Origin of the sequence: Acidovorax radicis, from assembly GCF_020510705.1 — a bacterium.
Classification (GTDB): domain Bacteria; phylum Pseudomonadota; class Gammaproteobacteria; order Burkholderiales; family Burkholderiaceae_C; genus Acidovorax; species Acidovorax radicis_A.
In genome coordinates this window covers 948,030-961,441 of sequence record NZ_CP075184.1, presented here as the reverse complement: position 1 = coordinate 961,441, position 13,412 = coordinate 948,030, and the positions used below count along the sequence as shown (strand labels likewise).

The 13,412-nt window shown below is 65.8% G+C and carries 13 protein-coding genes; 9 read left to right on the top strand and 4 right to left on the bottom strand.

Annotation, left to right across the window (positions count from 1 at the left end; translation table 11 throughout):
- Positions 1–134 precede the first annotated feature (134 nt).
- Positions 135–854 (bottom strand): RNA polymerase sigma factor, encoded by a 720-nt coding sequence (locus KI609_RS04285; protein WP_226447451.1) that lies wholly within the window; start codon positions 852–854, stop codon positions 135–137.
- A 152-nt stretch (positions 855–1,006) separates the two neighbouring features.
- Between KI609_RS04285 and KI609_RS04280 the strand changes: the two genes are divergently transcribed.
- The 5 genes from KI609_RS04280 (at position 1,007) to mtgA (ending at position 6,587) form a co-directional block, all read left to right on the top strand.
- Positions 1,007–1,768: a metallophosphoesterase family protein gene (locus KI609_RS04280; protein WP_226447449.1), complete on the top strand. Its 762-nt coding sequence runs from the start codon at positions 1,007–1,009 to the stop codon at positions 1,766–1,768.
- Between the two features lie 99 nt (positions 1,769–1,867).
- Positions 1,868–3,943: a ribonuclease catalytic domain-containing protein gene (locus KI609_RS04275; RefSeq protein ID WP_226447447.1), complete on the top strand. Its 2,076-nt coding sequence runs from the start codon at positions 1,868–1,870 to the stop codon at positions 3,941–3,943.
- Between the two features lie 42 nt (positions 3,944–3,985).
- Positions 3,986–4,846, top strand: a complete 861-nt coding sequence (locus KI609_RS04270) for an energy transducer TonB (RefSeq protein WP_226447445.1) — start codon at positions 3,986–3,988, stop codon at positions 4,844–4,846.
- Positions 4,847–4,982: 136 nt separating this feature from the next.
- On the top strand, positions 4,983–5,822 hold the full coding sequence (gene aroE, locus KI609_RS04265; RefSeq protein WP_226447443.1) for a shikimate dehydrogenase: 840 nt from the start codon (positions 4,983–4,985) through the stop codon (positions 5,820–5,822).
- A 30-nt stretch (positions 5,823–5,852) separates the two neighbouring features.
- Positions 5,853–6,587, top strand: coding sequence for a monofunctional biosynthetic peptidoglycan transglycosylase (gene mtgA, locus KI609_RS04260; RefSeq protein ID WP_226447441.1), 735 nt, complete (start codon positions 5,853–5,855; stop codon positions 6,585–6,587).
- A gap of 76 nt (positions 6,588–6,663) precedes the next feature.
- On the opposite strand, the gene KI609_RS04255 is transcribed toward mtgA, so the two are convergent.
- Positions 6,664–8,172, bottom strand: a complete 1,509-nt coding sequence (locus tag KI609_RS04255) for an AMP-binding protein (RefSeq protein WP_226447439.1) — start codon at positions 8,170–8,172, stop codon at positions 6,664–6,666.
- A gap of 617 nt (positions 8,173–8,789) precedes the next feature.
- Here KI609_RS04255 and KI609_RS04250 point away from each other — a divergent pair.
- A complete protein-coding gene (locus KI609_RS04250; protein ID WP_226447437.1) occupies positions 8,790–10,097 on the top strand; it encodes an SPOR domain-containing protein in 1,308 nt (435 codons plus the stop codon).
- 88 nt (positions 10,098–10,185) lie between these two features.
- On the opposite strand, the gene KI609_RS04245 is transcribed toward KI609_RS04250, so the two are convergent.
- Positions 10,186–10,944, bottom strand: coding sequence for an alpha/beta fold hydrolase (locus KI609_RS04245; RefSeq protein ID WP_226447435.1), 759 nt, complete (start codon positions 10,942–10,944; stop codon positions 10,186–10,188).
- A gap of 25 nt (positions 10,945–10,969) precedes the next feature.
- Entirely contained in the window at positions 10,970–11,974 is a 1,005-nt protein-coding gene (locus KI609_RS04240) for a M14 family zinc carboxypeptidase (protein WP_226447433.1), read from the bottom strand.
- Between the two features lie 198 nt (positions 11,975–12,172).
- Between KI609_RS04240 and KI609_RS22880 the strand changes: the two genes are divergently transcribed.
- From KI609_RS22880 to trhA, 3 genes are all read left to right on the top strand, one after another.
- Positions 12,173–12,304 (top strand): hypothetical protein, encoded by a 132-nt coding sequence (locus KI609_RS22880; RefSeq protein WP_264181367.1) that lies wholly within the window; start codon positions 12,173–12,175, stop codon positions 12,302–12,304.
- Positions 12,273–12,437 (top strand): hypothetical protein, encoded by a 165-nt coding sequence (locus KI609_RS04235; RefSeq protein ID WP_226447431.1) that lies wholly within the window; start codon positions 12,273–12,275, stop codon positions 12,435–12,437. The genes KI609_RS22880 and KI609_RS04235 overlap by 32 nt, the downstream gene beginning before the upstream one ends.
- A 91-nt stretch (positions 12,438–12,528) precedes the next feature.
- Positions 12,529–13,176, top strand: a complete 648-nt coding sequence (gene trhA / locus KI609_RS04230; protein ID WP_226447430.1) for a PAQR family membrane homeostasis protein TrhA — start codon at positions 12,529–12,531, stop codon at positions 13,174–13,176.
- The last annotated feature ends 236 nt before the right edge of the window (positions 13,177–13,412 follow it).

The window sequence follows — 13,412 nt, the reverse complement described above, 5'->3', positions numbered from 1 at the left end:
ATGAATCGTTGCGCCGGCATCTGGAACGGCCGGCAAATCTGAACAAGGTGGCTCTGGTCAGGCGCAGCGCTGCAGGCCGTACGCGCGGTACGGCCAGACAGGACGGGGTCGCCAGAGGGGTGTTTTGGCCGCGCTCAGTGCCGCGCAATGAGATGGCGCTGCTGCAGCTCCGCCACCACATGGCGCACGACCTGGTCGCAGCGCTCACCGGCAAAGGCAAAGACGCTCTCGGCATGCGCCTCGATCTGTGCGCCAAGCGCATCGCGTAGCAGGGATCGGGCGCGCAGGTAGCGGGTCTTGACGACGGCGTCGCTCACCTGCAGGCAATACGCCGCCTCGTCCACGCTCATTTCCTGCACGGCGCGCAGGATGAATACGCTGCGGTAGATGGGCGGCAGCCCCTCGATGGCGGACTGCAGCAGGGCGCGCAGCTCGGTGCGTGCCAGCACGGATTCGGGCGATACGCCTGGGGGGGCGCTAAAGGACATCATGTGCTCCGGAGAAGGCTCGTGGTCCAGATCCTGGGCATCGACCAGCACCGACCGGCCGCGCTTGCGAAGCGCGTCCAGCGCCACGTTGATGGCAATGCGCGTCATCCAGGTCGCCAGCGATGCACCCCCCTGAAAATCCCGCAGCCGGGTGAAGGCGCGCAGGTAGGTTTCCTGCACCACGTCCTGCGCCTCGGCATCGTCGGAGACCACCCCGCGCGCTGCACGGAACAGCACCCGGTTGTGGCGCCGCATGATGGCTTCAAAGGCACTCTGCTCTCCTTGCAGAGCGCTCGCCACCAGCTGTTCGTCGGAACAAGGCGTGGGAACGGTTGGCTGAGCGTGGGCTAGGGACAAGGACTGCATGGTGGGCTCGCTTTTTTGGGGCTCGTGACCATTGGACGCTGAGGACACCAAAAAGGTGACAGCCCCCCGAATATCCGCAATGGCCGCATGCCCGGGCCTGCTGCGCACTCCGCGCCAGAATGGCCCCTGTATCGTTGCCACGGAACCCGCCCATGAAAATCGCTCTGCTCTCCGACCTGCACCTGTCCGTGCAGCCCCTGGAACTGCCGCACACCGACGCCGATGTCGTCGTTCTGGCCGGCGATCTGCAACGCCCTGCACAAGGCATGGCCTGGGCACGGCAGTTCAACCGGCCCACGCTCTACGTCGCTGGCAACCACGAGTTCTATGGCTCCGACCTGGTGAGCACCATGGCTGCCCTGCGCACCGAGGCGCAGGGCAGCCAGGTGCGCGTGCTGGAACGCGAGGAGTGGCGCCATGGCGGCGTGCGCTTTCTGGCCTGCACGCTGTGGTCGGACTACCGGCTGTTCGACTCGCCCGCGCAGCGCGAGGAAGGCCTGAAAAAGGCGCAGGCGTTCGTGCGCGACTTCAGCCGCATCGGTTTGACCCCGGATTTCCCGGATCGTTTTACGCCCGCCGTCTCGCAAATGCTGTTTGACCAATCCGTCGCCTGGCTCGAAGCGCGCTTTGCCGAGCCCTTCGATGGCCCCACGGTAGTGGTCACGCACTTTGCGCCCTCCCCCGGCAGCATTGCGCCGCAGTTTGTCGGCTCACCGCTGAACGCCTGCTTTGTCTCCAACCTGGAAGCGCACATCCTGCGCTGGCAGCCCCGCCTGTGGCTGCACGGCCACGTGCACCACAGTTGCGACTACCAGGTGGGCGCCACGCGCATCGTGGCCAACCCGCGCGGCTATGCGCCCAAAGGCGTGGTCGAAAACGTGCAGTTCGCGCCCGGCCTGCTGATCGAGATCTAAGCGCCTGCTCAAGGCGCCTGGTCTGGGGACGTCCTGGCGTCGACATCCCCAGACCAGGCGCCCGCAGTGACCCGGGCGGCCATGGGACAATCCCCCTCTATGCACGCACTGTTTGAAGAAGCCGGCAAATTCATGGCCGGTCGTATCCTTTCCGAGGCCGACACATCCGCCCAGGTCGAACTGGACTCTGGCAAACGGGTCAAGGTCAAGGCCGCCAATATTCTGCTGAAATTCGAGAAGCCAGCCCCGGCTGAGTTGATCGCGCAGGCGCAGGCCGTGGCCGACACCATCGAGCTCGACCTGGCGTGGGAGTTCGCACCCGAAGACGAGTTTGGCTTTGCCGACCTGGCGCGCGACTATTTCTCGGAGAACGCCACCCTGATCCAGCAGGCGGGGGCACTGTTCAGGCTGTACGACGCACCGCACTATTTCCGCCGCGCGGGCAAAGGCCGGTTCAAGAAGGCGTCGGCCGAGATCCTGCAGCAGGCGCTGGCCGCCATCGAGAAGAAAAAAGCCGTGCTGGCGCAAATCGACGACTGGGCCGCAGCCCTGGGCCGGGGCGAATGCCCACAGCCCATTCGCGACCAGCTCTACAAGATCCTGTTCAAGCCCGACAAGAACGCGCCCGAATACAAGGCCGTGGTCGAGGCCAGCCGCGCCACCCACATGGCACCGCTGCCGCTGCTGCAAAAGGCGGGCGCCATCGACTCGGCCTACCAGTTTCACTGGAAGCGGTTTTTGTTCGACAACTTCCCCAAGGGGACGGGGTTTCCCGCACTCACCGCCCCCCAGCCGCCCGACGATCTGCCGCTGGCCACCGTGCAGGCCTATTCGATCGACGACTCGCAGACCACGGAAATCGACGACGCCCTGTCAGTGCAGGGCCTGGGCACCGGGACGGTGACCCTCGGCATCCACATCGCAGCACCGGGGCTGGCCATCGTGCCCGGCACGCCACTCGACCAACTGGGCCGCAACCGCCTGTCCACCGTGTACATGCCTGGCTACAAGATCACCATGCTGCCCGACGAGGTGGTGCAGATCTACACGCTGGACGAAGGCCGCGCCAACCCGGCCGTGTCGCTCTATGTGACGATCAACGAAGCCACGCTGGAGATCACTGCGACCGAAACCAAACTCGAGCGCGTGCCCGTGGTCGCCAACCTGCGCCACGACCAACTCGACCACATCGTGACCGAGGCCTGGCTGTCCGACCCGACACTTCAGATAGAAAACACCCCCCAGCGCTTGATGGAACTGCGCGAGCAGCTATCATTTTTGCACCGCCTGGCCAAAAGCCTCAAGGCCCAGCGCGAAGTGGTGCGCGGCAAGCCCGAGAACTTCAACCGGCCGGACTACAACTTCCGCCTCGTCGGCAACAACCGCGGCGAGCCCGATGGCACCGAGCAGGTGCAGATCAGCACGCGCCAACGCGGCGCTCCGCTCGATCTGATCGTGGCCGAAGCCGCCATCGTGGCCAACAGCACCTGGGGCCTGATGCTGGCCGACCATGGCGTGCCCGGCATCTACCGCAGCCAGGCCAGCATGGCGCCGGGCGTCAAAGTGCGCATGGGCACCAAGGCGCTGCCGCATGCGGGCATTGGCGTCAAAGCGTATTCGTGGGCCACATCCCCCCTGCGCCGCTACACCGACCTGGTCAACCAGTGGCAGATCATTGCCTGCGCGCGCCACGGCAAAACGGCCGCGCTGGCCGCTCCGTTCAAGCCCAAGGACGCCGACCTGTTCTCCATCATCAGCAGCTTTGATGCAGCCTATAGCGCCTACAACGGCTACCAGGCGGGCATGGAACGCTTCTGGACCCTGAAGTACGTGGAGCAGAACGGCATCACCGAGCTGAACGCTACCGTGTTCAAGGAAGGCCCGGGCGGCAGCTTCCTGGTGCGGGCGGATGACATTCCGCTGGTCTTCCCCGTGCTCGGTGCGCAGAACCTGCCGCGCGGCGCGCGCCTGAAGGTCAAGCTGGGCGAGGTGGACGAGATCACGCTGGACATCCACGGCACCGTGATCGAGCGCCTGGACGACCCGGCGGACGCCAGCGACGACGGCCCGGGGGACGATGCCGAGGACGACGACACTGTGGCCGGGCCCATTGCCATTGCGGTGGACGTGAACGAGGCCCCCGCCGAAGCCGCTACGGCAGCCCCGGCCGCCTGAGGCTCCCCGAGGTCCCTTGATGTCCCCTGATAATCGCCGGCGATGAAACTCCCTGCCTTCCTCCGCACCTTCAGCACGCTGCAGCTGGCGCTGGGCGTGTCGATTGCCGTGCACGCTGCGCTGATCTCCGTGCGCTTCATCGACCCCGAGGGCTTCAACCGCGTGTTTCAGGACACGCCGCTGGAGGTCATCCTGGTCAACGCCAAGTCCAACGAGCGCCCTGACAAGGCCCAGGCGATTGCCCAGGCCAACCTGGCAGGCGGCGGCGATGCGGAAAAGGGCCGGGCCACCAGCCCCATGCCCTATTCGGCGTTGACAGCCGTTGGCGACGACTACGAAGAAGCGCAGCGCAAGATGGACGCGATGCAGGCGCAGCAGGCCCAGCTTTTGACCCGGCTGCGCAAGCAGCTGGCCACCATGCCAGAGCCCGACCTGCGCCAGCCCAGCCAGAACTCCGAACAGGCCACGGAGCAAGAAAAACGCCGCCAGCTGGTCAAGCTGCTGGCCGAGATCGAAAAACGCATCAACGAAGAAAACTCGCGGCCCAAAAAGCGCTACATCAGCCCGGCCACGCGTGAAGAAGCCTACGCGGGGTACTACGACACGGTGCGCCACAAGGTCGAAGACAAGGGCACTGAAAACTTCCCCGAGCAGGCCGGGCGCAAGCTCTACGGCGAGCTGACCATGATCGTTACCGTCAACCACGACGGCCGCGTGCTCGAGACCGAAGTGGTGCAAGGCTCGGGCAACGGCACCCTGGACCGGCGCGCCGAAGCGATCGCCCGCGCCTCGGGCCCCTTTGATGCGTTCACCCCTGAAATGCGCAAAAAGGCCGACCAGATCGCCATGGTGGCGCGCTTTAAATTCACCCGCGACCAAACCCTGGAAACGGTCGTGAAATAACCCCGCCGAGTCGCCTTCAGCGCCAAGCCACGGCGGACAACACCCGTGGCAAGGCAAGCGCCCGGCCGATGGCACCCGAGGGCTGGCGCTTCTGGCAACGCTGCACGACACACGACACACGCACCCTATAGCCCCCATGACATCTTCCGCTGACCTGTATTGCGTGATGGGAAACCCGGTGGCGCACAGCCGCTCACCCGCCATCCACGCCCGCTTCGCCGAACTCACGGGGCAAGCCATCGCCTACGAGCGGCGCCTGGTGCCCATGGACGGTTTTGTGCAGGGCGTGCGTGATTTCATCGCCGAAGGCGGCCGTGGCTGCAATATCACCGTGCCCTTCAAGATCGAAGCGCCACAGCTGGCCACCCACTGCAGCGAACGGGTGCGGCTGGCCGGTGCCGCCAATGTGCTCACGTTCGGTGCGGACGGCGGCATTCACGCCGACAACACGGACGGACTGGGCCTCGTGGCCGACATCACCCGCAACGCCGGCGTTTCACTGGCGGGGCGAGACGTACTGCTGGTGGGCGCGGGCGGCGCCGCTGCCGGTGCCCTCGGCCCTCTGCTGCAGGCTGGCGTGCGCCACATCACCGTGGCCAACCGCACCCTCGACAAGGCACAGGCGCTGGTGCAGTCGCACAGTGCACTCGCAACGCTACAAAAATCAGAGCTTATAGCGCTTACCCCACAAGCACTAGAGGCCAATTTCGATGTCATCATCAATGCCACCGCCAGCAGCCTGTCGGGTGCCGATGTGCCGGTACCCGCCCACGTGCTGCGCCCCGGCAGCCTGGCTTGCGACATGATGTATGGCCCGGCGGCCCAGGGGTTTCTGGACTGGGCCCGCCGCCACGGCGCCACGCCGCGCGACGGTCTGGGCATGCTGGTCGAGCAGGCTGCCGAAGCCTTTTTGCTATGGCGCGGCGTGCGCCCGCCGTCGGCCCTGGTGCTGCAAGAAATGCAGCAGGCTGCCTGAACCACCACGGACAAAAGGAGACAGGTCGCGATGAAAGCCGTGTTGCGCTGGCTAGGACTGGTGGTGCTCGCCCTGCTGGCACTGCAGTTGTTCTTCGTGGTGCGCATCGCGGCCATGGTGGTGATCGACCCGGAATCCACCAGCTTCCAGCGCTCCGAGGCCTGGACGCTGCTCACCACCAAAGGCAACGTCCCCTGGCGCCAGCAGTGGATGCCCTACGCCAGCATCTCCGACCAGCTCAAACGCGCCGTCATCGCCTCGGAAGACGATGGCTTTGTGAGCCATGACGGCGTGGACTGGAACGCCATCGAAAAAGCCTGGGAGCGCAACGCCAAGGCCGAAGCGCTGGCCAACAAGGCACAGGCCCGCGCCCCCGACCGCCCCGTGCGCGCCCCCAAGATCCGGGGGGGCTCCACCATCACGCAGCAACTGGCCAAGAACCTGCTGCTGTCGGGCGAACGCACCCTGCTGCGCAAGGGCCAGGAGTTTGTGCTGACGCTGCTGCTCGAACAGCTTTTGAGCAAACAGCGCATCCTGGAGATCTACCTCAACAACGTGGAATGGGGCGAAGGCGTATTCGGCGCCGAGGCGGCCGCGCAGTACTACTTTCGCAAAAGCGCCAGCCGCCTCAGCACCGCAGAAGCCGCGCGCTTGGCGGTGATGCTGCCCGCGCCCAAGCGTTTTGAAAAAACGCCGGGGTCGGCTTATCTGGCGGGGCGGACGCGGACCATTCTGGCGCGAATGGGGAGTGCGGAGTTGCCGTGAGCGCTTGAGGAAGACTTGAGTCTGTTCAAGCTCCGGATTCGGCCGAAAGAAGTCAGCCAAGCAAGCCGCCACAAGCTCACATCCCCCGCAACTCCGTCTTCAACACTTTCCCATAACTGTTCTTCGGCAGCGCCTGCACCCACCGGTATTCCTTCGGCCGCTTGAACCGCGCAATGTGCTCCAGGCACAGCGCATCCAGCACCGCATCAGCCACCGCCCCGCCCTCGCCCGCGATGAGGAAGGCCACCACCACCTCGCCCCATTCGGCATCGCGCTGGCCCACTACGGCCACCTCGTGGACCTGGGGGTGGAGCAGCAGCACCTCTTCCACCTCGCGCGGGTAGATGTTGGAGCCGCCGGAGATGATCACGTCCTTGGACCGGTCCTTGAGCGTGAGAAACCCGTCGGCATCCAGCGCGCCCATGTCGCCGGTGTAGAGCCAGCCGTCGCGCAGGGTCTGTGCCGTGGCGGTGGGGTTGTTCCAGTAGCCGGGCATCACGGTGTCGCCGCGCACCACCACCTCGCCAGTCTCGCCCGTGGGCACGGGCTGGCCTGTGGCATCGACCACACGCACCTCGACCAGCGACTGCGCCACGCCGACCGACACCATGCGCTCGGCCCAGCGGGGGTGGTTGCGGTCGGCCAGTTGGGCGCGCGACAGGGCGGTGATGGTCATGGGGCTTTCGCCCTGGCCGTAGATTTGCGCAAAGCGGTGGCCCATCACGGCCAGGGCGTTGCGCAGGTCGTCGGCATACATGGGGCCGCCGCCATAGACGATGGTCTTGAAGCCAGTCACATCGGCGCCCGTGGCGCGCACATGGTCGACCAGGCGGTGCACCATGGTGGGCGCGGCAAACAGGGTGAGCTGGCCGACCGATGCCGCCAGCTGCACCAGCTCCGCCGGCTCAAAGCCACCCGACAGCGGCACCACATGCCGCCCGCCGCGCAGCACCTGCGCGTAGTTGTAGAGGCCCGCACCGTGCGACATGGGCGCAGCGTAGACCATGGCGTCGCCGGGCAGGATGTCGTCCACATCGGTGAAGTAGCAGGCCGTCATGGCCAGCAGGTTGCGGTGGGTCTGCATCACGCCTTTGGGGCGGCCGGTGGTGCCTGAGGTGTAGAACAGCGAGGCCACGTCGTGCGGCGCGCGGTCGCACACGTCCATGGGCGCGTGGGCGACTGCGGCGCGGTATGCGTCGGAGCCGAAGACCAACACCGCCTCAGGCGGTGCACCCGCCTCGCGCACGGCGGGCGCCAGCTCTGCAGAAGTCAGCACCACGCGTGCGCCGGAGTCGGCCAGCACGTAGGCCAGCTCTTTGGAGTGCAGCTTGTAGTTGACCGGCACGGACACAGCCCCCGCCCACAGGATGGCGTGCAGGGCCTCGAGGTATTCGGGCGCATTGGCGGCGTAGATGGCCACCCGATCGCCCGGGGCCACGCCGTAGGTGGAACGCAAGCACCCGGCCAGGGCCGCTGTGCGGGCACCCAAGCCGGCATATGCCCACAACACCTTTTCGCCCCGCAGCACGGCCGGATGGTCAGGGTAAAGCAGCGCGCTGCGGCGCAGCAGGTGGGCGATGTTCATCGTGTTCGCCCCCGCATTCGCGCACCGCTGACCCCAGCGATGGCATGGCCGCATCGGCTGGCAACCCCAGCCCGCCGCGCCAAAGACCACCGCGCTCCGTTCACGATTGCAACGCCCATTTTCTGACCTTTCAAACATCCACCCAGGCTCTTCTAGCGAATGCTAGTGATGCACTCGATAAATGTCGTACGTCGAAATCGCCGTCTTCAGACGTGCGGCGAGTTCCATCACTACTATTCGCTAGAAGAGCCTCCACCCACAAGCGACTGCACGCACTGTAGGCAAACCGGGGCGCGCTGAACAGCGCTCCTAGGGGAAACCCACAAGTGCCGATGCACACCGCCGATGTGTCCATGCCGAAGCAGCGGGCGGCGGATGACTCCCGCTGCCGTGCTTTGCAAGGCTTCTGGCATGAATCGCTTCATTATTCATAGCTGTTAGCGCTTATGCAATAAGCGCTAGAGGCACTTTTTATACAAAATACCCGGCAGACACCAAGGCCTGCATGGACAAGGACTGTGCCCGCTGTGCAACAAGGCGGTGCCCCTTCAGCCCCGAAGAGCATCCGCGCCCGCAGGCCCTATGCCACGGCGTTGTGCCCATGACAAAATCTGCCAATGCTTTCCTCCTCGGACCCTGTCGCCTCCATCATCCCGGCCATGTCGCTGGACTCGACATCGGACAACGCCATGACCGCGTTGTCGCGCCTGGCACTGGGGCCCGTCCACACCGACCATTACCTGGCGATTTTCGAGCGGTTTGACGACGCCGGTCGTACCAGAACCACCTGGAACTGGGCGGCCTGCCTGTTCACGCTGAACTGGATGGTGTTCCGGCAGCTGTGGGGCGCCGCGCTCGTGTACGTGGCTGCGGCCGAAGGGCTTGCACTGCTGGTGTTTGGCCTGGGGCGGTCCTTTCTGCAATGGCCTCAGGGTGTGGAATGGGGTGTGCTGGGTGCCGTCGCACTCATGGCCTTTGCCGTGCCGGGGTTGTATGGCGATGCCATCCTGTACGCAGACATCCGCAAACGCGTTGCCCGCGCGCTGGCCGCGTCCCGCACCGTGCCCGAGGCCTGCGTTTTGCTCGAAAAGCAGGCCAGCTCACGCCAACGTTTGCAGGGCCTGGTGCTGATTAACATCGTGCTTGCCGCAGCCGCCGGGCTGGTCTATCTCATGCTGCCCCCCGCCGGGATAAAACCCCTGGCCCTGGAACGTGCTGTCACGGTGGCAGACGCTACAACAGCCTCTGTCTCCGCCGCCGCAGCCGTCAAAGCCAGCGCCGCCTTGGAAACCAGCGCGCCCGCCGCACCGCAAGCCGCCCTTGCAGAGCCTGAAGCGCCGACGAAAGAAGCCGCACCAGAGGCCGCTGAAACGGCGCCCACGCCCACGCCCACGCCCACGCCCACGCCAGCACCAGCACCAGCACCAGCACCAGCACCGAGGCCCGAGCCCCCTGCCCCGCCACCACCACCCACCACCAACAAAAGTGCCACGAACAAGCAGGCATCAGCCACGTCCGGCAGCGCTGCCTCTGTCGCCCACCAGGCACCAGACGCCCCCGCAAAAGTCACCAGCCCCCCCGTCCAACGCCACGCGGGTGCCAGCCGACCGGCAGCTTCGACCAAAAGCAAGGTGCCCGCCCCCACAGCCTCGGCAGCCTTGGTCGCGCAGCCGGCGGGTGCCACCGTGGGGACCGCATCGGGCTATTACATCAACGTGGGGCTTTTCGCCGATGAAGCCAACGCGCGCAAGGCGCAAGCGCGGCTGCTCAACGAAGGGATTCCCGCCTTTCGTCAAGAGTTGAACAACGCCAATGGGCGGCGCATACGGGTGCGCGTGGGTCCCTACGACAGCCGCGCAGCGGCAAATGCCGCAGCCGCGTCGATTCGCGCAATGGAACTGGACGCTGTGGTGTTCAAGCAATAACCCACCCGCAGCAGTCCAGCAGCGCTGGTTGCCAGGAGCGGTGCCGCGAACGAGCAGCGGATTCACCCGCGCTCGGCGCGAGCCCGCTTCATGCAGACGATTGCACCCACTGCCGTACCTCGTGGACGACCCATTGCGGGTCATCCAACGGCAAGTCATGCCCCGCAATGGGATGCATGCGCAGCGGACTGCCCCACGCACTGGCGATGGCCTGCGAGCATTGGCTTGCCACCAGCCGGTCACGGCAGCTGCCCAGCAGCAAGGTGGGGGCCCCTGGCGCAGCAGCTGGTGCGCGGTAGCGGGCGGCCGCCACCAACTGGCGCAGTGCATTGCGCCATGACACCGGCCGCTGTCTGCGCAAGGCCACCCATTGCGCCACCACCGGGCTGCACGCTTGGGCGCGCAGGCTTGTCATGCGCACAACGATCCGTTCTGCCGCCTCTGCTGCACGCCATTGCCACACCAGTTGCGCCAGCGCAGCAAGGTTGTGAGGACGCAGGCGGCGATAGAACGGGTTGAAGGGCCGCATGCTGGTATTGATGAGCACGCAGCCCGTCACCTCATCGGGCGCTGCATGGGCCCACTCGATAGCGACCATGGCGCCCAGGGACATGGCAAGCAGGTGATACGGCGGCGCTATGGCGCGCAGCGCCAGTTCATGGCGGCATGCCTGCACCATGGCCTGCACCGACAGGGGCGACGGCAGGGCGTGAAACTGGCCATTGCCGGGCAGATCCAGCGCCAACACACGGTCGCCAGGCAAGGCTTGCTGCAGGCGCGCCACAAAGCCCCCCCAGTGCGCGGACTCGCGGGTCAGCCCGCGCAGCAGGATCCATTGGCGGGGCATGGTTGGCGGCACGTTTCGTCCGCCCTCAGTACCAGATCGCCAGCGCGTCCGCACGGCGCTGTGCACGCTGCTCTGGCGCCGGCGCCCAGCGCGCGTGGCTGCACGCCGCACGCGACAGGAAGTCCAGCAGCGAAAGATGCCGCCGCAACACGCGCTGCTGCCGGTGGTTGATGAGCGGGTTGAAGATGCCGTTGCGCGAGAACAGCTGCCGTGGGTTCTTCTTGATCCACAGCCATGAACCCATCTCCAGCGTGAGCGGCAGAAAGGTGTGTGCCGGGACAGCTTGGCAGGCCTGCAGATAAAGGTGGTCCCACAGGTCGCCGTGAGCGAGGTATTGCGCGCTCTGCGGTTCAAAAATGTACTGGTGGTTGCTGTGGGCCTGCAGATAAATTTCTTGCAGCGCATGCAGCTCTGCCAGGTGCGGTATGGGTTTACGGGTGTGCGCAAACGGGAACCACAGCCGGTCCTTGATACCAAACCCCGAGTGGCAGTCCAGCGCAATGCTGAACGGCCGCGCGAGCAGCTGCGCGGTCACCACCTCGCACAGCGCCTGGCTTTCCACCTCCATGGCATCGCCCTGGCGTCCCCGGTACCAGGGCAGCCCCGCACTCACCCGTTGCCCGCCGATCCCGAAAGGCACGCGGTCGACGGCATCCACCGGTGCGTTGCGCATCAGGTCCACGCCACGCGGATTGGCCCGCGTGGCAGACCACATGCCCCCTGGGTTGACGATGGGCATGAAGACCAGCCGCACGCGCTCCAGCTGCTGGTGCAGCGTGGTGTCCCACTGCAGCCGCATGACCACGTTCTGCAGGTAGGCAATCACCACCTCGGCCCCGATGCGCTCAAGCCCATGCACACCGCCAAAAAACCCCACCGCAGGCACATCCAGCCCCGGGTTGCCCACACCGATGGCATAGATGGGAAAGCGCTGCCCTGATGCCATGGACACCTGCCGAACCACCTGCACCTGCAGATGGGACCCACCCCGCTCTATGATTTTCTCCAACGCCAGAAGCTCGGGAAGCATGTTCAGGATGAGGGTGGTGAGGGCAAGGCGGGGTGCACGACGGTACGAACCGGTACGTACCCGACACAAGGATATCCGTGGCCTGCACGCACCGATAGCCCCCAGGGCGCAGGTGTGTGGATTCAGCCAAACGACGCGAAACCGTCACACAACAGCGTTACCTTGCGAGCCATCACAACCCTTTGCAAGAGGCGCGCCATGCTCTGGAAATTGCTCGGATTGCAGCGGCTGCTGGATGATCTGTTCGATGAACGGACCTGGCTGAGTTTTGACCTGCCCCGCACCTATGGGTGGACCTATGACGATGCGCCGCCCCCAGCGCAAGACTGAGACCTATCGCTGGGCCCTGTGGCTCGGCACGCTGGCATGCGCCGCAGCGGGGGGCATGGTGGAACTGGTAGCCCTGCAGCGCTCGCGCTACCACCTGTGGCGCGAGCGGCACCAGACACCAGCGCACCACTGAGCGCGTGCCCTCGAATGCGCCCTGCCGGCCAGGGCACGCCGCATTCGCTCACACCCTCCGCCCCCATTCATGCTTCGCCCGCCGGTGCGCCATGCACGAACCCGACCCTGACCCCCGCGAAGAAATCGCCAACAGCAGCAGCCACGGCCTGGCGCTGCTGGCCACCTGCCTGGCGACACCCAAGCTGCTGGCGTCGGCGCAGCCCCTTGGCGCCCGGGCATATGCCGGTGTGGCGATCTTCGCGGCCACCATGGTGCTGCTGTACGGGGCGTCAACGGCCTACCACGCGCTGCCGCCCGGCAGGGCCAAGCAATGGTTCTTGAAGCTCGACCACGCAGCCATCTACCTATTTATTGCTGGCAGCTACACGCCTTTTGCCCTCAGCCAGCCCGCTTCCTCGCAGAGTGTGGTGGCGCTATCGCTGGTGTGGGCCGCTGCAGCGGCGGGTTTTGTGACGAAGGCGCTCGCGCGGACCCCTTCCACGCGGTGGTCTACAGCCCTGTATATCGCCATGGGCTGGCTGGTGCTGGGCGCGGCGCTGCCACTGATCCAACCCATGCCACCGCTGGGTGCCGCGTGGCTGATCATTGGTGGAGCGGCGTACACGGTGGGGGTGGCCTTCTTCGCGCTGGACGCAGGGGTTCGCTATGCGCATGCGGTGTGGCATGCGTGCGTGGCCGCAGGCACCACATGCCACGTTTTTGCAGTGCTGAGTGTGATGGCGCACGCGGCCGTGTGACCCTGCTGCAGCGGCGCATCCCGCCGTGCGGCGCAGAGGCCATCGCCCAGCCGACGCACCGGCGGCCAGCGAGAATCCGGTGCCGTTGCATCTGCCTGTTTCAATGCTCGATACCCCGCGTTTGTGCAAGCGCCCGCAGCGCGTAGGACGTGGGCTATAGGCTCTTCGCGGCATCGCCCCTAGAATCGGTCGCCCCTCTCGACAATTCGAGCGGGCACCCAGCAACTCTGAATAAC